Annotated in this window: 17 protein-coding genes and 3 tRNA genes; 12 read left to right on the top strand and 8 right to left on the bottom strand. The window is 70.9% G+C overall.

The features are described 5' to 3' along the window. Positions 1-2: 2 nt before the first annotated feature. A complete protein-coding gene (locus EL340_RS08745) occupies positions 3-869 on the bottom strand; it encodes an ABC transporter ATP-binding protein (protein WP_126414273.1) in 867 nt (288 codons plus the stop codon). A gap of 403 nt (positions 870-1272) precedes the next feature. On the opposite strand from EL340_RS08745, the gene EL340_RS08740 reads away from it, so the two are divergent. Beyond that, positions 1273-4086, top strand: coding sequence for a variant leucine-rich repeat-containing protein (locus EL340_RS08740; RefSeq protein WP_232022956.1), 2814 nt, complete (start codon positions 1273-1275; stop codon positions 4084-4086). Positions 4087-4155: 69 nt separating this feature from the next. Here the strand turns inward: EL340_RS08740 and EL340_RS08735 are convergent, their stop codons facing one another. Both EL340_RS08735 and EL340_RS08730 read right to left on the bottom strand, forming a co-directional pair. Continuing rightward, entirely contained in the window at positions 4156-5481 is a 1326-nt protein-coding gene (locus tag EL340_RS08735) for a glycoside hydrolase family 3 N-terminal domain-containing protein (protein ID WP_126414272.1), read from the bottom strand. An 86-nt stretch (positions 5482-5567) separates the two neighbouring features. Next, on the bottom strand, positions 5568-5987 hold the full coding sequence (locus EL340_RS08730) for a metallopeptidase family protein (RefSeq protein WP_390884246.1): 420 nt from the start codon (positions 5985-5987) through the stop codon (positions 5568-5570). A 179-nt stretch (positions 5988-6166) separates the two neighbouring features. On the opposite strand from EL340_RS08730, the gene EL340_RS08725 reads away from it, so the two are divergent. The 3 genes from EL340_RS08725 to EL340_RS08715 all read left to right on the top strand — a co-directional run bounded on the left by EL340_RS08725 (position 6167) and on the right by EL340_RS08715 (position 6472). Further along, a tRNA-Glu gene (locus tag EL340_RS08725) sits at positions 6167-6239 on the top strand. A 38-nt stretch (positions 6240-6277) separates the two neighbouring features. Then, positions 6278-6351: transfer RNA gene (locus EL340_RS08720), tRNA-Asp, on the top strand. A gap of 48 nt (positions 6352-6399) precedes the next feature. Then, positions 6400-6472: transfer RNA gene (locus tag EL340_RS08715), tRNA-Phe, on the top strand. A 69-nt stretch (positions 6473-6541) separates the two neighbouring features. Here EL340_RS08715 and EL340_RS08710 read toward each other — a convergent pair. Further along, the gene (locus tag EL340_RS08710; RefSeq protein WP_126414271.1) at positions 6542-7411 is read right to left on the bottom strand and encodes a helix-turn-helix domain-containing protein; all 870 of its coding nucleotides are present in this window, start codon (positions 7409-7411) and stop codon (positions 6542-6544) included. Between the two features lie 146 nt (positions 7412-7557). Between EL340_RS08710 and EL340_RS08705 the strand changes: the two genes are divergently transcribed. The 6 genes from EL340_RS08705 to EL340_RS08680 all read left to right on the top strand — a co-directional run bounded on the left by EL340_RS08705 (position 7558) and on the right by EL340_RS08680 (position 13719). Continuing rightward, positions 7558-8187, top strand: coding sequence for an NAD(P)H-binding protein (locus tag EL340_RS08705; protein WP_126414270.1), 630 nt, complete (start codon positions 7558-7560; stop codon positions 8185-8187). Positions 8188-8298: 111 nt separating this feature from the next. Beyond that, entirely contained in the window at positions 8299-9324 is a 1026-nt protein-coding gene (locus EL340_RS08700; RefSeq protein ID WP_197722289.1) for an alpha/beta hydrolase family protein, read from the top strand. 210 nt (positions 9325-9534) lie between these two features. Further along, entirely contained in the window at positions 9535-10965 is a 1431-nt protein-coding gene (locus EL340_RS08695) for a mechanosensitive ion channel family protein (protein WP_126414269.1), read from the top strand. Positions 10966-11111: 146 nt separating this feature from the next. After that, a complete protein-coding gene (msrB, locus tag EL340_RS08690; protein WP_126414268.1) occupies positions 11112-11576 on the top strand; it encodes a peptide-methionine (R)-S-oxide reductase MsrB in 465 nt (154 codons plus the stop codon). A gap of 2 nt (positions 11577-11578) precedes the next feature. Next, positions 11579-12577, top strand: coding sequence for an endonuclease/exonuclease/phosphatase family protein (locus EL340_RS08685; RefSeq protein ID WP_126415397.1), 999 nt, complete (start codon positions 11579-11581; stop codon positions 12575-12577). Positions 12578-12756: 179 nt separating this feature from the next. Continuing rightward, a complete protein-coding gene (locus EL340_RS08680) occupies positions 12757-13719 on the top strand; it encodes an AEC family transporter (protein ID WP_126414267.1) in 963 nt (320 codons plus the stop codon). 168 nt (positions 13720-13887) lie between these two features. Here the strand turns inward: EL340_RS08680 and EL340_RS08675 are convergent, their stop codons facing one another. The 3 genes from EL340_RS08675 to EL340_RS08665 all read right to left on the bottom strand — a co-directional run bounded on the left by EL340_RS08675 (position 13888) and on the right by EL340_RS08665 (position 16546). After that, positions 13888-14829: a carbohydrate kinase family protein gene (locus tag EL340_RS08675; protein WP_126414266.1), complete on the bottom strand. Its 942-nt coding sequence runs from the start codon at positions 14827-14829 to the stop codon at positions 13888-13890. Between the two features lie 251 nt (positions 14830-15080). Then, positions 15081-15401 (bottom strand): exodeoxyribonuclease VII small subunit, encoded by a 321-nt coding sequence (locus EL340_RS08670; protein WP_126415396.1) that lies wholly within the window; start codon positions 15399-15401, stop codon positions 15081-15083. A 410-nt stretch (positions 15402-15811) separates the two neighbouring features. Beyond that, a complete protein-coding gene (locus EL340_RS08665; protein ID WP_126414265.1) occupies positions 15812-16546 on the bottom strand; it encodes an ArsR/SmtB family transcription factor in 735 nt (244 codons plus the stop codon). Between the two features lie 132 nt (positions 16547-16678). On the opposite strand from EL340_RS08665, the gene EL340_RS08660 reads away from it, so the two are divergent. Next, entirely contained in the window at positions 16679-18097 is a 1419-nt protein-coding gene (locus tag EL340_RS08660) for an MFS transporter (protein ID WP_126414264.1), read from the top strand. 120 nt (positions 18098-18217) lie between these two features. On the opposite strand, the gene xseA is transcribed toward EL340_RS08660, so the two are convergent. Further along, positions 18218-19591 carry an exodeoxyribonuclease VII large subunit gene (gene xseA, locus EL340_RS08655; RefSeq protein ID WP_126414263.1) on the bottom strand — a complete coding sequence of 458 codons (1374 nt, stop codon included), beginning with the start codon at positions 19589-19591 and terminating at the stop codon, positions 18218-18220. A gap of 44 nt (positions 19592-19635) precedes the next feature. Here xseA and EL340_RS08650 point away from each other — a divergent pair, with 44 nt between their 5' ends. Further along, a complete protein-coding gene (locus tag EL340_RS08650) occupies positions 19636-20754 on the top strand; it encodes a 4-hydroxy-3-methylbut-2-enyl diphosphate reductase (protein WP_126414262.1) in 1119 nt (372 codons plus the stop codon). Positions 20755-20772 lie beyond the last annotated feature (18 nt).

Raw genomic sequence — 20772 nt, 5'->3', positions numbered from 1 at the left:
GCTCAGGCCCCCTTGACGGCCTCAGCCTGGGCGCCGGCCGCGGGCGCGGCCGGCCCGGACTGCCCGGGCTGCATGGACTCCGCCTCGCTCAGCTCGCGCAGGGCGTCCAGGACCCGGTCCCGGTTGGGATCGGTCAGCTGGGCCACGACGTGCCCGTCGCGCAGGAAGATGACGGTGTCGGCCCAGGCGGCCGCCTCCGGCTCGTGGGTCACCATGACCACCGACTGCCCCAGGTCGTCGACGCTGCGGCGCAGGATCTCCAGGACCTGGTCGGTGGAGTGGGAGTCGAGGTTGCCGGTGGGCTCGTCGGCGAAGACGACCGCCGGCTCACCCACGAGCGCCCGGGCGCAGGCCACGCGCTGGACCTGGCCGCCGGAGAGCTCGGCGGGCCGGTGGGACAGGCGCTCCCTGAGGCCGACGGCGTCGACCACCTGGTCGAAGCGCTGCGGATTGACCTTCTTGCGGGCGATGTCCAGGGGCAGGGTGATGTTCTCCGCCGCGGAGAGGGTGGGGACCAGGTTGAAGGACTGGAAGATGAAGCCGATGCGCTCGCGGCGCAGGCGGGTCAGGCGGCGCTGGCTCATCGAGGAGACCATGTCGCCGTCGAGCATGATCTGCCCGGAGGTCACCGAGTCCAGGCCGGCCAGGCAGTGCATGAGCGTGGACTTGCCCGACCCGGAGGGGCCCATGATGGCGGTGAAGCGGGCCCGGGCGATGTCGACGTTGACGGCGTCGAGGGCTTTGACCGCCCCCGAGCCGCGGCCGTAGATCTTGGTGAGACTGCGGGCGGAGACCACGGGGTCGTCCACCGGCCGGTGAGGTGCGAGAACGGAGGGTGCTGTGGCTGGTGCGGGAACGGAGCTACTCATAGGTTCAGTCTGGCAGCGGCATGGCTCAGTCGAATCCTCCTGCCGGAGGACCGGGCCCTGACCTCCTGGCCAGTCAACCCTGATCTGCAGTAGGGGAGGTCCCTGAGACGACGGTGGGACGGCGCAGGTAAACGATACGGACAGCGATAGGAGCAGGCTCGGGCTCAGCGCCGGTGTCGGCAGAGGGGTTGCGTTGGTGCGTCTGGGGCGGCCCGACTTGCCGGGGACCCGGCTGGCTCATGGTCGGGCGGTGGATTTCCTCGGCCGATGCCGTTTCTTGACCCTCTTGGCCGATTCGTGACTACCATCGTGGCTGATCGGCGTCTTGTGAGGGACCCATGACGGGTTTGTGACGAGCCTGATCAGTTGAGGTCACCCATACGTTCTCCCGGAAGGTCTCTGCATGGATCCGGTTCAGCTCATGATGGCCGCTCATCAGGCCGATGCGGCGGTCGCCGCCCAGACGCCGGACCAGGCCCTGCAGGCCGCGATCGCGCAGAGCCGTCCCGATCTGTGGGTGGCGTTGTCGACCAACCCGGCGGTCTACCCCGATCTGCTCGACTGGTTGGCCAGGACCGGCAACGCTGAGATTCTGGCCAATCTCCGGGCGCGAGGCCACCTGACCGACGACGCCGCTGCCGGGACTGCCGGATCCGCTGAGACCGCCGGGACTGCGGGCAGCGGTGAGCCCGTCGCCGCTGCCGGGGCTCCGGCTCAAGGGGCGCCGACTGAGGCGGAGCAGGCCGATGCGGCGGTTGCCGCCCAGACGCCGGACCAGGCCTTGCAGGCTGCGATCGCGCAGAGCCGTCCTGATCTGTGGGTGGCGTTGTCGACCAACCCGGCGGTCTACCCCGATCTGCTCGACTGGTTGGCCAGGACCGGCAACGCCGAGGTTCTGGCCAATCTCCGGGCGCGCGGCCACCTGACCGACGACGCCGCTGCCGGGACTGCCGGGTCCGCTGAGGACGCAGCCGACGCAGCCGACGCCGAGAGCGGCGAGCCCGCCGTGGAGCCCGCTGTCGCTCGGGAGATGTCGGCCGAGGACGAGCTGGTTGAGGCGGCTCCGGTCGACGCCGATGAGGCCGACACGACCGATGAGACCGATGAGTCCGGGGCTGATGAGCCTGAGCCGGATGAGGGTGATGAGGCAGTTGACGAACCGGTGATCGATGCCGACTCTCAGGAGGATCAGGAGTCGTCGGAGGAGCCGACGGAGGAGCCGGCAGCCGAGGCGCGGAGCTCTGGTGAGCCTGCGGATGAGACCGATGATGAGCCTGAGGGGCCGGCTGCCGAGGAGAACGCGGATGCCGCTGATGACCTCTCAGCCGAGGACGGCTCTGCTGAGGATGACTCTGCTGAGGACGGCTCTGTCGAGGATGACGAGCGGGAGGCCGAGGAGCCTTCTGAGGAGGCCGCGGACCAGGACAGTGACGACCGGGACTCGGAGGAGCCGGTCGCCGAGGACTCCGCAGCCGATGACTCGGCCGAGGAGGAGACCGATGAGACGGCCGAAGGCGCCGGGGAAGCAGAGCCTGCGGCTGCAGCCGATGAGGTCGAGAGCTCCGCTGACGAGAGTGATGAGGCCGGCGTCGAGTCGGAGGAGGACGAGCAGGAACCCTCCGACGAGGAACCCGCGGCCGACGTGCCCCAGGACGCCGACCAGGACTCGGAGGAGTCGGTCGCCGAGGACTCCGCGGCCGATGACTCGGCCGAGGAGCCGGACGAGCCTGAAGACGCCGAGGACAATACCGAGGACATTGCCGAAGACGCTTCTGAGGACGCTTCTGAGGACATTGCCGAAGACGCAGCAGTGGCGGCCCCTTCCGAGGAGGACCTTGAGGAGGAGCCCGAGGCGGCTGCAGAGGATCAGGTAGCCGACGACGAGGCTGCCCCGGCAGATGGTGAGGCTGAGTCTTCGTCTTCGGCCGAGGAGGCCGGCAGTCAGACCGAGGCCTTCCCAGCCACCGAGGCCACCGCCGTCTTCGCCGCGTCCCAGCTGCCGGCGGCCGACTCCGCCGAGTCGGTGGCCATGCCCATGCCCCCGCCGCCGTCGGCCGAGGACATTGCCGCCTGGGCCGAGACCCCCAGCGGGGCGCCGTCGGGCTTCTCCGCTCCTCAGCCGGCGGTGGAGCTGGACATGTTCGGTCCCCAGATGCCTCCGCCGCAGCAGAAGCAGACAACGGGATCAAGCAACGGCCGCCTGGTGGCGGTGATCGTGGTGCTCCTCCTCGTCATCGTCGGCGGGGGAGGCGTGTGGGCCGGCTCCTACTTCTCGGGCAGGAATGACGACTCCTCCGGCAGCTCCCAGGACAAGGCCGACGGCCAGGGCGGTAAGCAGGACTCCGGCCAGGCCGACGCCGCCGCAACAGCGACCGCGTCGGCGCTGCCCTCGGGCGCCATCAAGGCCTGCTCCAGCATGCCGGACCTCACCATCACCTCGGTTGAGGACGGCCAGGGCGAGCTCAAGGTCCAGGCCAACGTGACGACCTCCTGCGCCGACGGCGACTTCCTGGCCGGCCCGTCCAACCAGGTCCTCATCTACAGCTCCACGAGCCCGACCGGCGGAGCGGACACCGACCACCTCGTGGCCTCGGGAACCTTCGACCTCTCCAGCGATCCGCTGATCATCCCCAACGGCGGGCGGACGCTGACGCTGCGCTTCGGCGAGCAGCACTACTTCCGCATCGCCAAGGACCTCGACCTCAAGGGCCTCAAGATCACCCCCACCTTCGACCGGGGCTCCCAGTCCAGCGTCACCTCGAGCAGCTCCGCGAACTCCCCGATGACGATCGCCTCGTCCTCAATCTCCAGCGCCAACCAGGAGCAGCAGGACGAGCAGGCCGCCGGCCAGGCCCTGCGGTGGCAGGCCGACCACGACCGCCCCGTCGTCATGAGCAAGTTCCTGGGCAAGTGGACCCCGCAGCTGTCCTCCAAGCAGGTGAACCTGTTCGCCGACGGGCAGACCTGGACCAACCGGCTCATCCTCGCGGAGTTCCTCAAGACGCGTCAGGCCGACCCGAACGCCGTGCTCGTCAACAGCAGCGACTGGTCGGTGTTCGACGTCGGCGGCTGGTGGGTGACCCTGTCCGGCGAGCTCTACGGAAGCGCCGACGAGGCCAACGCCTGGTGCGACGCCCAGGGCTACGACGCCGAGCACTGCCTGGCCAAGCGCATGGAGTCCAGCGGCCCGCCGCAGGGCACCACGAAGTCCCGCTGAGGCGCCGGACCGGCTCCAGCGCCTCCGAGCGGTCCTTCTGAAGCCACCGGCTCAGGAGGACCGCCGGCCTCAGGACTGGAGGCTGCCCTTGAGCGCCAGGACCCGCGCGGCCGACTCATCCACCCGCGCCGCGAAGGCCGGGTCCGACTGCGCGGCGGCGATCAGGGCCTTGACCATGTCGGCGGCCACCGTCGGGTCGGCCGAGGCCAGCACGATGTCGCAGCCGGCCCGCACGGCCCGCACGGCGCGCTCGCCGGCGGCCACGCCCTGCACCTGGACGGCCGCGGAGACGTCGTCGGTGATGACCACCCCGGAGAAGCCCATCTCCGTGCGCAGCATGTCGGTGACGATCGTCGAGGAGAAGACGGCCGGCGCCGAGGCGTCGATGAGCGCGTAGGTGGCCGAGGAGACCATGATGACCTGCGCGCCGGCGGCGATGGCGGAGGCGAAGACACCGACGGCGGCGTCAGAGCTGCGGGTGGTCGTGCGGTCGACGACGTCGGCGGAGGTGTCCGTGTTGGCCGTGACCCGCCCCAGTCCCGGGAAGTGCTTGTAGGTGGGGATGACGCCGGAGGCCTGCATCCCCTCGGCGAAGGCGCCGGCCTGCGAGGAGACGGTGGTGGCGTCGTGGCCGTACTCGCGGCCCCAGCGGCCGATGGGCTCGTTCGTGGACGGCCGGGCGACGTCGACCAGGTCGATGACCGGGGCCAGGTTCATGTTCACACCGGCGTCGGCCAGCTCCTTGCCCCAGGTGCGCGCCGAGGCCGCCAGCTGATCGCGCGGTTGGCTCGACTGGTCCATCGCCGAGGGCATGTCGGAGAAGCCCGAGCCGGACAGGACCTGGACCTCGCCGCCCTCCTGGTCCGTGGCCACGAGCATCCTGGTGTCATGGGTGGTGCCGGGGCCGACCTTGGAGGTGAAGCCGCTGATGACCTTCTGCGTCGCCTGGCTGCCCGCGGTGGTGCGGCCGGCGATGAAGATGTTGCCGACGTGGTGGCTGGCGACCGCGTCGGTGGAGGCCTGCGCGGGGGAGGCGGCATCGACCCCGACCATCATGAGCTGGCCGACCTTCTCCTCCAGGCTCCAGCCCTGCAGCGTCCCGGCGCTCGCGGAGGCGGATGGCGTCGCGCTCGCGGCCGCGGCCGTGGTGGGTGACGGTGCGGCGCTCGACGGCGTCGGCGCCGCAGTGGTGGGTTTCGCGCTGGGGGAGGCGCTTCCGGCCGACGAGGAGCCGGGGATGAGGGAGCACCCCGCCAGCGAGCCGGCGCCCAGGAGGGCCGCCAGAAGCACTGGCCGTCGACTCATGTTCTGCGGGGACTCGCCCGGGGCGGTGGGGGCGGGAGGCTCCCCGGCACCCGGAGCGGCAGGCCGATGACGGTCGTTCATGCCGGCCACACTAAGGCAGGCCCCGGGGGGTGCGCGAGGCAAATTGGCTCTCAAGGTCTATTCCCGGCGCGTCCTTGTCGGCAGCGTCTCCGGCGCTAGGCCCAGCCCAGCTCGTGGAGGCGCTCGTCGGGGATGCCGAAGTGGTGGGCCACCTCATGGATGACGGTCACTGTGATCTCCTCCACCAGCTCCTCACGGCTCGTGCACCAGCGCTCCAGCGGCCCGCGGAAGATGAGGATGCGATCGGGCAGCACCATGGACCAGCCCTCGTCGCGCTCGGTGAGAGGGACGCCGTCGTAGAGCCCCAGGAGCGTGGGCAGCCCAGCCTCGTCGTAGTCCTCCTCGGTGAGCATCTCCGGGTCGGGCTCGTCCTGGACGAGGACGACGACGTTGTCCATCGCCTCGGCCAGGTCCGCCGGGATCTGGTCCAGGGCGTCGCCGACGACGTCCTCGAAGTCCTGCTCCGACATCCGCCCCGGCGCCTGTTCCGGCTCTTGCTGGTGCGCTTGGCTCACGGGGCCAGCCTGCCAGATTGCGCAGGCCTTCCTCGACTTCTCCTCGACCTGGGTCTCGGGCCGGAATCCCGCCGAAAACCGAGCGGTGAGGAGGGTCACGTCGCTGGGATTTGCGCTGCGGAAGACTGTCCCCTTAGTGTTCATCCCGGTTCGAGGCGCGACGACGTCGAAGGCCCCTGGCCCCCATCGTCTAGCGGCCTAGGACCCCGCCCTTTCACGGCGGTAGCACGGGTTCGAATCCCGTTGGGGGTACGGATTCGCACAAGTGAATAACACAGTGAATTCACACTGGCCTCGTGGCGCAGTTGGTTAGCGCGCCGCCCTGTCACGGCGGAGGTCGCGGGTTCAAGTCCCGTCGAGGTCGCGGAAAGGGTTGGTCCGATCAGAAATGGTCGGGCCGATTCCATCCCAAGGCTCTGTAGCTCAGTTGGTAGAGCGTTCGACTGAAAATCGAAAGGTCACCGGATCGACGCCGGTCGGAGCCACTGCGAGAGGCCCGGAACCCACAAGGTTCCGGGCCTTCGCTCATGTTCCGGCGCAAGTCTTCGGAGCTCTTAGGGCTCGTCCGGGGCGCCACTGATCTCCAGGAGGCTCGCGAAGGTCCGGCTCGTCTGCTCGTCCCCGTCGACCGGGGTGTAGCAGTACAGCGTGAGGTCTGCGATCCCCGGGGCCGTCAGGGCCTGGAACTGCAGCGTCATGGGCCCGGCCTGAGGGTGGTTGAAGCGCTTCGTCCCCGAGTGGTGCTGGGTGACGTCGTGATCCCGCCAGCGGGCGGCGAAGGTCTCGGAGGCGGTCAACGTGTTGACCACCTCACGGAGCCTGGCTGAGCCGGGGGAGCGGCTGGTCTCCAGGCGCAGCATGGCCACGCACTCGTCGGCTATCAGCGACCAGTCCGGAAAGAGGCTGCGGGACTGCGGGTCCTCGAACATGAACCTGGCGAGGTTGGGGCGCTCCTGCGCGCGATCGAAAACGGGTGCGTGAAGGGCTCTCCCCGGCGGGTTGGCGGCGACGATGTCCAGCGAGCCGGACAGGGCGAGCACGGCCACCCTCGACATCCCGGCGATGATGCTTCGTATGGTGGGCGGGAGCGCCTGGCTCGGTTCGACCTGCTGCGCAGGCTCTGGGGGACCCGCGGGGCGGCGGGCCCCGTGCACGAGGGAGATCAGGTACCCGGTCTCGACAGGGTCGAGCCGTATGGCGTTGGCAACAGCCTGGAGGACGTCGTCGGACACCCGGGAGACCTCTCCGCGCTCGATCTGCGTGTAGTACTCCGCACTGATGCCGGCCAGGGAGGCGACCTCCTCGCGGCGCAGGCCGCTGACGCGACGCCGGCGTCCCCGTGGCAGCCCAACGGATTCGGGCTGCACCTGCGCGCGACGCGACATGAGGAAATCGCGAACCGGGTTGTCGGCATTGCTCGTCACATCAGCACTGTACGTGGCCGTCTGTTTTTATCCAGGGGATCGCAATCCCCCCCCCCCGATAACCTCGGCTTGCTGGAGACCGATCGGTGTGTCAGTGTGAAACGTCGACCAACCAATCGGTGGTTGAAGACTGCAAAGGAGTGCTGATGAGTAGGATCGTGGTTCTGGGCGCAGGCGGGCAGATCGCTCGCCACGCCGTCGAGATGCTGGCCGAGCGCGGGCACGAGCTGGCCCTCGTGGTGCGCAGCGCCTCACGAGTGGCCTCTGTATCTGCCGGAGCCAGCGTGGTCGAGGCCGACGTCCTCGACGCCCCCGCGCTCACTGAGGCGATGCGGGGAGCCGACGCCGTCTACGCCAACCTGTCCGGACCCGTCGACGAGCAGGCCCGCGTGATCGTCTCGGTCATGGACGAGCTCGGCATCAAGCCCCTGGTGTTCGTCACCTCCCTGGGGATCTACCACGAGCTGCCCGAGCCCTTCGAGTCCTGGAACGACGCGATGATCGGTCAGGAGCTGGTCCGCTACCGCGCGGCGGCCGACGTCATCGAGGCCTCCGACCTCGACTACACCATCCTGCGGCCGGCCTGGCTCACCAACGCCGACGAGCTCGACTACGAGACCACCGGCCGCGACGAGCAGTTCAAGGGCACGGAGGTCTCCCGGCGCAGCGTCGCCGCGGTCGTCGTCGAGGCCCTGGAGGAGCCCCAGCGCTTCGCCCGCACGAACCTCGGCGTCAACAAGCCCGGCACGGACGGCCCCAAGCCGTCCTTCATGTGAGCCTTCGAGTCGCCGGGCACTCCGCCTGCTCCCCTCTGCCCTCTCCCCGCTCCCGGCTGGTCCGCCATCGGTTCAGCCGCCCATGTTTCACCACTGAGAAGATCGCAGGAGATGACCGCCATGATCGGTTTTGACTCTCAAGGCAACCGGATCGACGTCGACAAGGACCTGGGGCAGAACGACGTCCCCGAGCCCGACCCCACTCAGGCGCCCACGGGCGCCGAGGGCCGGGAGGCCCTGGACGCGCTCGTCGAGCAGTACGCGCAGATGTTCGCCCACGGAGCCCGCACCCCGGTGATCAAGCGGCCCAGCGACGTCGGCATGGAGTACGAGGACGTCTTCTTCCCCTCCATGGACGGCACGCCCCTGGAGGCGTGGTTCATTCCCGCCGACTCCGACCGGCTCCTCATCGTCAACCACCCCATGACCTGCAACCGGTACGGCTTCCCCGGCCACCTGGAGCCGTGGAACACCATGTTCGGCGGCTTCGAGGTGGACTTCCTGCCCGAGCTGCGCCACCTGCACGACGCCGGCTACAACATCCTCACCTACGACCTGCGCAACTGCGGCCTGAGCAGTGACGCCAACGGTGTCATCAGCGGGCTGGGCCTGCTGGAGTGCCGGGACGTCGTCGGCTCGCTGCGCTACGTGCGCAGCCGCCCCGAGCTGGCCTCGATGAAGCTCGGCCTGTTCAGCCGCTGCATGGGAGGCAACTCCACCATCATCGCCATGGACTTCTGGCCCGAGGAGTTCGCCGACGTGCAGGCCCTGGCCGTCCTCAACGTGGTCTCGGGCAAGACCTTCATCGAGCGCGGAGCCGAGAACATCGGGCAGGACCCGGCCGAGGCCGCCCAGATGCTCAGCGAGCGCCTGCGCGACCTCGTCGGCTTCCGTCTGGATGAGGAGACGCCGCTGCCGCACGCCCACGCGGTCAAGGTGCCCACGCTCATGGCCCAGCTGCGCCGGGACTTCCTGGTCCACGGCGAGCAGGACGGCCAGGAGATCTTCGACGCGCTGGGGACGAAGACCAAGGAGCTGCTGTGGGTCGAGGACTCCAACCAGCGCTTCTACGTCTACAACTACTTCGGCCAGCACCCCGAGAAGCTCATCGCCTGGTTCGATGAGCACATCGCCTGACCTGAGCAGGCCAGACCAGACCTTGGGTGACGACGTCGGCTGAGGCGTCGAGTCCCTGAGGCAAGAGGAGGGGCCCGGAACCTTACAGGTTCCGGGCCTCCCTCATGCCCTCGGTCGTCCTTGTCCTCGGTGATGGTTGTCAGCGTGTGCGATCGCGCCCGCGGTCGTTCGTCACAGCCCGGGCACAGCCCCGCTGCCTAGGCTGGCCTCATGCTGTTTGCAGCCACCACGCCTCCCGCGACCCCCAGTGCGGATCCCTCTGCCTCCCCGACTCCCACGCCCACCTCCGGTCCCACCGGAGTGCCGTCCGTGAACGTTGACGAGACCGTCAAGGCGGTCACCAAGACGACCAACGACCTCGTCACCATCGGCTGGCAGGCCGGTGCCGGTGCCCTCATCGGCATCCTGATCGCCGTCGTGGCCGTGGCGATCCTCAGGTTCATGGGCCGGCGCCGGCTCCTGTACCGCGAGATCGTGGACTTCGGGCGCCGGCCCGCCTACGCCGTCGGCGCCATGACCGGCGCCTTCCTGGGCACGCAGATCGCCCTGGCCGGGCTGCGACAGACCAAGGAAGACTCGACCACGATGGTCATCATCGAGCGCGGGGTGACCATCGCCCTCATCCTTTCGGTGACCTGGCTCGTCGTCGCCTTCGCCAAGGCCATCGAGTCCACCGTCGTCAAAGGCGTCCAGGCCAGCGAGAACCAAGGACGCGCCAACCGGGTGACCACCCAGAGCCAGATCATCCGGCGCGTCGCCCAGGTGATCATCATCATCGCCGGGCTCGTCGCCGCCATCATGACCTTCCCCAGCGTTCAGCTCGCCATGGGCTCGCTGCTCGCCTCGGCCGGTCTGGCCTCGGTCATCGCCGGTATGGCCGCCCGCTCCACGCTGGGCAACGTCTTCGCCGGGCTCCAGCTGGCCACCACCGACGCCATCCGCGTGGACGACATCGTCGTCGTCGACGACGAGCAGGGCACCATCGAGGAGATCACCCTGACCTACGTGGTCATGCGGACCTGGGACGAGCGGCGCCTCATCCTGCCCTCGACCCACTTCACCGAGAACCCCTTCGCCAACTGGACGCGCGGCGGCTCCCAGAGCACCGGCACCTTCACCCTGGACCTGGACTGGCGCGCCCCCATCGCCGCGATGCGCGCCGAGCTGGCCCGGCTCGTGGCCGCCTCGACCGTCTGGGACGGGAGGCAGGCCTCCCTGGAGGTCTCCGACGCCGTCAGCGGCCACGTCACCGTGCGCGTCGTCCTGACCGGGGCCAACCCCGGCGACGTCGGCGCCCTCAAGTCCTACGTGCGCGAGGAGCTGGTCACCTGGCTGCAGCGCGAGGCCCCCTACGCCCTGCCGCGCACGCGCGTGGAGGTCGACCAGGTCGAGGTCACCCAGGACCTCAGCCCCGAGGAAGTGGCCCGCACGGCCCAGGAGATCGTCGCCAAGCAGAAGGCCGAGGCCGACAGCGCCTCCAGCACGTCGGCCGGTGACGACGCCGAGGGCGCCGGGGCCACCGAGGCCGAGGGGGAGACCGCGGCTCATGGCCGGGGGGCCCGGCGCGCCGTCACCCTCGGGCGAGCCATGGGGCGCTCCCTGCTGCACCGCGCCCGGCGCGGGGGCCTGGGCCCGCGCTGACCCGGACCGGCGGGCTGACAGAGCCGTCTGGGGTGCGGCCGGCCGCCGTCGGACCCCCGCTACGTTGCCGACAGCCCGCCGGATGGGTGCGTTTTCGCTGCGTGAACGCGGTTCGCCCGGCGCCGTCGGGCGGGCACGATGAGCCCATGAGCACCAACACGAGCGGCGAACCGTCCACGACGCCCACCTCCACGCCCTCCGCCCCGGCCCTCGACCTGGAGGCCGCGGCGCGCACCGACGCGCAGTGGCGTGCGGCCCTGAGCCCCATGGAGTACCACGTGCTGCGCGAGGCCGGTACCGAGCGGCCCTTCACCGGGGCCCTGCTCGACGAGCACCGCGAGGGCGTCTACCGCTGCCGCGGCTGCGGCGCCGAGCTGTTCCGCTCCACCACCAAGTTCGACTCCCACTGCGGGTGGCCCTCCTTCTACGACCCCTCCAGCCTTGAGGCGGTCACCCTGAGCACCGACACCTCCCACGGCATGGTGCGCACCGAGGTCCGTTGCGCCACCTGCGGCAGCCACCTGGGCCACGTCTTCGACGACGCCCCCCAGACCCCCACCGGTCAGCGCTACTGCATGAACTCCGTCAGCCTCACCTTCGAGGAGGAATGAGCATGATCCGGGTCCTGAGTCTCAACCTCCAGCACGGTCTGCCCGGCGCCGGGGCCGGGGACGGCAGCGCCGCCACCGGCTCGCTGGCCGGCGCCGACATCTCCGACCCGGCCACCGCCCGCGCCGTCATGCGGGCCACGGCCGAGCAGATCGCCGAGCTGGCCCCCGACGTCGTCGCCCTCCAGGAGGTGGACCTGGGCCAGGCCCGCTCCGGGCGCCTGAACCAGGCCGCCTTCCTGGCCGAGGAGCTGGGGATGCCCACCTGCCGCTTCGCCGCCAGCTACGCGGGGCCGGTCGTGGGCCTGCGCCGCCGTCCGCTGCGCAGCGCGCTGAGCTCGCCGACCGACGACGTCTTCGGGCTGCTGCGCGCCGCCGTCGGGGCCGGGCCGATCGGCTACGGCAACGCCCTCATCTCCCGCTTCCCGGCCGCCGGCTGGCACGTCAAGCGCCTGGGGCGCGGGGCCTCCAGCGTCGAGAAGCGCGGCGAGCGCGCCTGGGACCCGCGCTCCTACCACGTGTCCACCGCCTCCCACCGCGTCATGGTGGCCGCCACCCTCGACCTGCCCGAGGAGGTCGGCGGCCCGGTCCGACAGCTGTCGGTCGCCTCCACGCACCTGGCGACCCGCGGCTCCATGGCCGCTCGCCAGCTCGCCGCCGCCTGGGGGGCGCTGGCGGGGCTGCCCGGACCGCACCTGCTCGTGGGCGACTACAACCTCAGCGCCGAGCAGGTCGGTGCCCTGGGGCTGGGACGAACCGTGGGGGAGGGGCTCACCTTCCCCGCCGCCGGCCCCACGCGGCGCATCGACCACGTCCTGACCGACCTGTGGCCCACCGGCCCCGACGGCCTGCCGCTGTCGGACGAGGCGGCCGTGGCCGCCGCAGCCGCCGCAGGCTCGGAAGGGGGTGGAGGCCCGCTGCTGCGCGCCGTGGAATGGGGGACGGCCTCCTTCATCATCTCCGACCACGTCGGCACCTGGGTGGACCTCGAACCGGTCGGCTAGCGGTCCCTGCTGCCGCTCCTCCGGCCGCTCCTCGCCCGCGCGGTCGTAGGGTAAGGCGCGCGGTCGTACCCTCTACCCCTCGAACGCGCGACCTACCCTACGAACTCGAGACCGGGCGGCCCTCCCTCCTGTCTTCGAACTATCATCGCTGTCAGGACGGCTGATGACAGGGGGTGGCTATGGCCGACGTCGTGGCGGGGCTGGCCGTCTTCGGCGCTGTCATCGCCGTCGGCTGGCTGCTGGTGCGCACCCGGGCCGTGCCCGCCGACGCCGACGGGGTCCTCACCCGCGTCTGCTTCTTCGCCGCCACGCCGGTGCTGCTCGTGACCACCTTGAGCCGGGCCGACCTCACCGCCGTCGTCTCACGGGCCACCGCCGTGGCCGTGGCCGCGGAGCTCGCCGCCATCGTCTCCGCCTGGTGCCTGCACCGCCTCGTGCTGCGGCACGCCACCGCTGAGGCCACGATCGGGGCGTTGGCCTCCGGCTACGTCAATGCCGCGAACCTGGGGATCCCGGTGGCCGTCCTCGTCCTGGGGGATGCGGCCACGATCGCCCCGATCCTCCTGCTCCAGCTCCTCGTACTGACCCCCGTCACCTTCACCGTGCTCGACGCCGTCACCCGCCGAGGCAACCCGTCACGCCTGGCGACCCTGACCGTTCCGCTGCGCAACCCGCTGCTGTGGGGCGTCGTGGCCGGGACCGCCGCGAACCTGGTCGGGGTGAACCTGGAGGACTGGTGCGGGGGCTACCCGGCCCAGGGCCTGGAGATGCTCGGGCGCGTCGCGGTGCCGCTCATGATGCTGGCCCTGGGCATGAGCCTGGCCGGGGCGCCCAAGCCGCTCCAGGACCCCGAGTCGGACCGGCCGGGGCAAAGCATGAACAGGCGCAGCGGACTGTGGCTGGCCGTGGCCTGGAAGCTGGCCGTCATGCCGGGGCTGGCCGTCGTCGTCGGGCTGGCCGCAGGCCTCGGCGGGGCGCAGCTGCTCGTCCCGGTCGTCACCGCCGCCCTGCCCACCGCGCAGAACGTGTTCATGTACGCCTCGCGCTACGGGGTGGGCAAGGACCTGGCCCGTGACGCGGTCCTGCTGACGACCGCCGGATTCGTGCCCGTGGTCCTGCTCGCCGCCGCGATCCTGCGCTGAGCCTGCCCCAGCGCCGTTCCACCGGCGGGGACAGTCTCTCGTGGGCGGGGACGTTCGACGCCGTCGGGGACAGAAATCCTGCACCCGACGGCGTGAGATGTCCCCGCCGAGTTCGTGGACGCACCCGGACGTGTGGAATGTCCCCGCCGAGCAGGCGGGAGATCGGCCTCAGGCCAGCTCGTCGCGGGTGGGCGGGTTGGCCCCGGCCCGTGAGACCGTGATGTCGGCGATGGCCGCGGCATGGCGCACGATCCGCTCCAGGGTCTCGGCGTCCACCGCGCGCAGCGCCTCGCGCCGGTCCGCGCCCACGAGGTCCTCGCTCCACAGGGCGTCCTCCAGACCGCCCATGAAGGAGTCGCCGGCGCCGACCGTGTCGGCCACGACGACGCTCGGGTCGGCGGGCACCTCCAGGCGCACCCCGGAGGCGGACAGGGCCAGGGCGCCGTCCTTGCCGCGCGTGACGACCACGACGGCCGCGCCCTTCTCCAGCCAGGAGCGCAGCACCGTCTCCAGGTACGCGTCCTCGCCGTAGAGCCAGGCGATGTCCTCGTCCGAGCACTTGACCAGGTCGGACAGGCCCACGAGGCGCTCAACGATCTGGCGGGCGTCCTCCGGCTCGCCCATGAGCTGGGGGCGGGCGTTGGGGTCGTAGGCGATGGTGGAGGTGGCGCGGGTCTCGCGCAGCACCTGCTCCACGGTGGCGGCGCCGGGGGAGAGGATCGCGGCGATCGACCCGGTGTGGACCAGCAGCGGCGCGGCGCCGTCGGCCAGTGCGGGGCGCGGCGGGTTCCAGTCCAGGTCGAAGACATAGGTGGCGGCTCGGTCCTCACCGATGGTGGCCTGCGCCGTCGAGGTGCGCGCGGCGCCGTCGGAGCCCGGAGCCAGCCGGACCCCGGAGGCCTCCAGGTGGGCGCGCACCGCCCTGCCGCGCTCGTCGGTGCCGATCCAGCAGTGCAGCTCGGCGTCGCGGCCCAGGCGCGCCAGCCCCAGGGCGACGTTGGCGGGCGAGCCGCCGGGGATGTCCACGGGCTTCTGCCCGGGGTGGATGACGACGTCGACCAGGGCCTCGCCGATGACGAGGGCGGATCCTTGACGGCCAGGTGCGGTCATGGGTGACTCCTTTGTGCGGGACCGGGGTCCGGTGGCTGTGGGTTGAGGTGAGACGGGGGCGAGAGATGAAGAAGCTTGGACGGACTGGGGGATGGTCATCAGAGGAGGCCGCGGCGGCGCGGTCCTCCCGGAGGTGATCGGCGAGCTAGTCGATGGGGCCGGAGGAGGCGGGCGGGCGGATGCGGACAGACTACCGACCCTGCGCTGCTCTCCGGGCGTGTCTCGTCCTTGTCGGTCTCTGTCAGTTCCTGTCAGTCGTCGGAGTCGTCCTGTGCGACCGCGGCCAGGCGGGCGCGGGCGTCATCGAGCCAGGTCTGGCAGCGCTGGGCCAGGGCTTCGCCGCGCTCCCACAGGGCCAGGGAGTCCTCCAGAGGGACGGAGCCCGCCTCGAGGCGCTGCACGACGGCCACCAGCTCCTCGCGGGCCCGCTCGTAGCTGAGCGAGGCGACGTCCTCATTGGCGCCGGAGGCACGGTCGCCGGAGGACGCCGACGATGCCGACGCCCCTGAGTAAGGGCTGTTCTGGGTTGAGTACTCGTCTGGGTACTGGTCGGAGTACGGGCCGGGGTTCATCTCGGAGCTCACGCCTCGATTCTCGCACGGGCCGGTTCGGGCGCCGAGCGGGTGGGCTGGCGAGCCAAGACTGTTAGAAGATACCGAGAGGCTGTGTTCGGGCGCCGAGCGGGTGGGCTGGCGTCTGCGGGGCGAGAAATGTCCAGGAGGGACGACTTTGACGACGCTCTCGTTGAGGCGTGTTTGCATGTGTGCTGGTCAGAGCGTTTTGCCGTGGCGGCTCCTGGCCGCTGGGGCTTCAAAGTCGTCCCATACGGACAAAATCCGGGTCAAGCGGCCCGTCACTGCCGCCCGATTGCTGCCCGGTGACCACCTGGATCGCGCGGACGCACCGTAGGCCCCGACGACTGACCCTCAAGGGGCCGCCCGCGAGCCCGATGGTGCGTCCGCGGTGACGCATGGGCCCGCGTTTACCCGTTGTCAGAGGGGGAGCTCTCATCGAGGCGTGCAAGGACGGCCCCCAGACCCGCCTGCATCAGTGCCTCGCGGCCCGCCTCTGTGAGGGCGACGGCCCGACTCTTCCCGATGCGTGAGATCCAGTCCTGGTGGAAGAGAAGGTCGGTCAACGCTGCCCCCAACCGGCCACCGAGATGGAACCGCCGTTCAGTGGAGTCCAGGCACGCTTCCCCAGGAGCGCGACGTGGCTCCGGCAGTCCCCAGGCCACCAGAAGAGCCTCCCCGCGGTCGGTCAGCTGCCACGAGGCGTTCAGGTATCCGTACTCCTGGAGCTGCTCGGCCAGCCCCACGCCGAGCCTCCCCGCCAGGTGGTGGTAGCAGGTGCGCGCCGCGAGCAGCTGCCTGTTCGCCGTCCAGGCGTTGAGACTACGCGCTGTTGGCAGCGTCGATGTCGCCATCGCCCCCAGCCCTTCGATGATCCGGGCCGCCTCGGCTCCCGCAAGCAGGACGTAGCAGTGCCGTCCCTGACGGACCTTGGTGACGATTCCTCGTGCCGCGAGCACGTCGATGTGCTCACTGGCCGTCGACCGCGCGATCCCCGCGTACGAGCCGAGCTCGCCCACCGTCCAGGCCAGTCCGTTCATGAGCGCCGCGCACATGGCCGCCCGGGACGGGTCTGCGAGCGCCGCAGCCGTACCGGCGATATCGGGAACCGCCTCGGGAAAGAGACGATCGGGCAGCCATGGCATGCAGCCAGTATGCGCCCGCACCGGTTCGGTCCGGACCGAACGAGAACCGCCCTAACCTGCCAGGAGCCGGCGGCGAACGGTGACGGCTGAAGGACGACGCCGGATGGGACCCAGGATGATAAGGAGCTCCTCATGAGCGGACACCGACGGCACGACGCACTCATCGCGGCGCTGCTCGGGTTCTTCATCGTCATGCTCGACACGACAGTCGTCAACGTGGCGCTGTCGCAGATTGGTGCGGACCTCGGTGCGGCGGTCACGTCCTTGCAGTGGGTCGTCGACGCCTATGCCCTCACCTTCGCCGCTCTGCAGCTGTCGGCAGGCTCGGCCTGCGACCGGGTTGGCGCCAGGAGCGTCCACCTGCTCGGCCTGGTGGTGTTCGGCCTGCTCTCGGTGGCCTGCGCCCTGGCCCCCACCGGTGGGGTGCTCATCGCCTCCCGGGCGCTGCAGGGAGTCGGTGCCGCCGCCATCGTTCCGGCCTCACTGGCGATCCTGTCCCTCATCCACGATCGTCCCGCCGACCGGGCCCGAGCCATCGGCCTGTGGGGAGGAGCAGGAGGAATCGCCGCGGCCGTCGGCCCGGTGGCCGGAGGCCTGCTCGTCACCTGGACCGGCTGGCGGTTCGTGTTCTGGGTGAACCTGCCCCTCATCGCGATCACCGCGTGGCTCACCGCCCGTTGCGTGCCCAGTCCGACGACGCATTCGGTGCGGCTCCGAGGAGGTAGTGACCTGCCCGGTCAGGTTCTCTCCGTCGTGGGGCTCGCCGCTGCCACCTACGGAGTTATCGCCGCGGGTGAGAGTGGCTGGAGCCTGTCCGTTGTCGCCTCGGTCCTTGTCGGTCTCGTTCTGCTGATGGTCTTCGTGATGGTCGAGCGCATCGTGAGCCGACCGATGCTGCCGACGGCGGTGTTCTCCCGACCGCGGTTTGCTGTGGCCACCACGGTTGGGTTAGCGCTCAACACCGGCTTCTTCGGCCAGCTCTTCGTCCTGTCCCTGTTCCTGCAGCGCTACCTGGGCTACGAGCCGTGGCTCGCAGGCCTGGCCCTGGCGCCGCAGGCGTGCAGCGCCGTCGTCGCGTCCCCACTGGGAGGAAGGGTGACAGCCAGGATCGGAGCGTTTCCCACGATGCTGATCGGACTGCTCATCGGGGCGGCCGGCTTCTGCGGACTCGTTCTCACTACTGCCTCGACGCCGTACCCGGTCGTTGCGGCGCTGACCTTCCTGGGTGGTTTCGGTACCGCGCTGACCATGCCTGCGGCGACCGCGGCTGCGGTGGCCTCCGCACCGACGGGCTACACCGGAGTCGCTGGAAGCGTTGTTAACGCGGCGAGGCAGACCGGCAGCGTCGTCGGCGTGGCGGTCCTGGGCAGCATGATCGCCGCGGGCGATGTCCTCACCGGCTTCCACCAGGCGGTTGTCGTCGCCTCGGCCGTCTTCGTCGTGGCCGCAGTCCCGGTCGCCGTCGTCTGTGCCGCAGGCTCCGGGCGGCCCGCCACAGCTGACCGGAGCCCGTCTGAAGCGCGCGGACGCACCGTAGGCCCCGACGACTGACCCTCAAGGGGCCGCCCGCGAGCCCGATGGTGCGTCCGCGGTGACGTCGGGCGCTTGTCGGGCGCTCGGATGCCGACGACGGGCGCGGGCCCCGGAGGCAGTGCCCAGTAGTCGGCCTGCTCAGTCGATGTTGGTCGGCCGCGGCTTGGTGGCGCCGACGACCTGGGCGACGAGCCGCCCTGAGGCCAGCACGCCCTCGATGAGGTCGCCCTTCTTGACGTCCTCGGCGCTGGTGATGACCTTGCCGCCGGGGGTGCGCAGGATCGTGTAGCCGCGGTCCAGGACGCCCTGCGGCGACAGGGCCGTCAGGCGGGCGTGGTCGGCGCGCAGGTCCGCGGCCGCCAGCGACAGGCGGTGGCTGACGGCCCGGCGCATCCGGTCGCGGGCCTGACCCAGCTCGACGATCCGGTCGCGCACGATCGAGGTGGGGTTGGCCATGACCGGCCGGGCCCGCAGCTGGTCCAGCGCCGCCTGCTCGGCGTCCAGGCGCGAGGTGAGCACGGCGCGCAGGCGCTCGCGGGCCGAGTCCAGGCCGACGGTCTCCTGGGCGAGGTCGGGCACGATCCGGCGGGCGGCGTCGGTGGGGGTGGAGGCCCGGTAGTCGGCCACCAGGTCCAGCAGGGGGCAGTCGGTCTCGTGGCCGATCGCCGAGACCAGCGGCGTGCGGCAGGCGGACGCGGCGCGCACGAGCCCCTCGTCGGAGAAGGGCAGCAGGTCCTCGACGGCGCCGCCCCCGCGGGCCACGACGATGACGTCGATCTCGGGATCGGCGTCGAGCTCCTGGATGGCGCGGGTGACCTCGCCGACGGCGCGCGCCCCCTGGACGGCGACCTCCCGGATCTCGAAGGGCAGCCCCGGCCAGCGCAGGCGGGCGTTGACCAGCACGTCGTCCTTGGCCTTGGCCTGGCGGCCGCACACGAGCCCCACCTTGCGCGGCAGGAAGGGCAGGGGCTGCTTGCGCTCGGCGTCGAACAGGCCCTCGGCGGCCAGGATGCGGCGCAGCTGCTCGATGCGCGCCAGCAGGTCGCCGACGCCGACGGGCCGGATGTCGTCGGCCTGGAGCTGCAGGGAGCCGCGCCTGGTCCAGAAGGTGGGCTTGGCTCGGATGACGACGCGGGCGCCCTCGCTCAGCTCGGCGCCGGTGCGGGCCAGGACGGCGTCCAGGACGCGCGCGTAGATCGCCACCGACATGGAGACGTCGGCGTCCGTGTCCCGCAGGGTGAGGAAGGCCATGCCCGCGCCGGGGCGGCGGTTGAGCTGGATGATCTGGCCCTCCGCCCACACCTGGCTCATGCGGGCGACGTACTGGTCGATCTTGGAGGACAGCAGCCGCAGCGGCCACGGGTTCTCGGCGGTGGTGAGGTTCGCGCGCGGCGCCAGCTCCTGGGGGCTCCCGTCGGCGGTGGGGCCGGGCGCCGTCCCGGGCACGGGGCCGCCGGCGGGGGAGGACTGCGGGCTGGGCTGGGTGGGGCTCTGGCCTGTCACATGCACCACTGTGCCACGTCTGCCACTGGGGACCTGGGTCCTACTGTGGCACAGTGGTGGCCGTGACGACCATCGAGCTCGCCAGCGAGCACACCGACGCCACCGCGCCCGAGGCCGGCTCCGGGGACGCCCCGCAGGACGGCGAGGCCACTGCCAAGGGCCGCAGCAAGGGCGGTAAGCGGATCCTCATGGCCGCCCCGCGCGGCTACTGCGCCGGCGTGGACCGCGCCGTCGACGCCGTCGAGCAGGCCCTGGCCCACTACGGGGCGCCGATCTACGTGCGCAAGGAGATCGTCCACAACAAGTTCGTCGTGGAGGCCCTCTCCCGGCGTGGCGCCATCTTCGTCTCCGAGACCGACGAGGTGCCGGTGGGCGCGCGCGTCGTCTTCTCCGCCCACGGCGTCTCCCCGGCCGTCCACGCCGAGGCCGCCGAGCGCCGGCTGGCCACGATCGACGCGACCTGCCCGCTGGTGACCAAGGTGCACAAGCAGGCGGTGCGCTTCGCCTCCAAGGACTACGACATCATCCTGGTGGGCCACATCGGCCACGAGGAGGTTGAGGGCACCCAGGGCGAGGCCCCGGACAACATCCAGGTCGTCAACGGCCCCCACGAGGTGGACCAGGTCGAGGTGCGCGACCCCTCCAAGGTCGTGTGGATCAGCCAGACCACCCTGAGCGTGGACGAGACCCTGGAGACGGTGCGCCTGCTGCGCGAGCGCTTCCCGGAGATGATCGACCCGCCCGGCGAGGACATCTGCTACGCCACCCAGAACCGTCAGGGCGCGGTCAAGCAGATCGCCCCGCAGGTCGACCTCATGCTCGTGGTCGGCTCGGGCAACTCCTCGAACTCGGTGCGCCTCAAGGAGGTGGCCCTGGAGGCCGGGGCCGGCGCCTCCCACCGGGTGGACTTCGCCAGCGAGATCGACCCGGCCTGGCTCGACGGCGTGGAGACGATCGGCCTGACCTCGGGCGCCTCGGTGCCGGAGATCCTCGTGCGCGAGGTGATCGAGCGCCTGGCCGAGTTCGGGTTCGACGACGTCGAGGAGGTGCGCACCACCACGGAGAAGATCTCCTTCTCCCTGCCCAAGAACCTGCGTGCCGACCTCATGGCCGCCCAGGGCGCTCCGGCCACGCACAAGCGCCGCGAGCCTGCCGCCGGCCACACCCGCTGACTCCGGGCGGCTCCCGAC

This window comes from Actinomyces viscosus (genome assembly GCF_900637975.1).
GTDB lineage: Bacteria > Actinomycetota > Actinomycetes > Actinomycetales > Actinomycetaceae > Actinomyces > Actinomyces viscosus.
The sequence above is the reverse complement of the archived record's forward strand: the minus strand, read 5'-3'. Positions and strand labels throughout refer to the sequence as shown.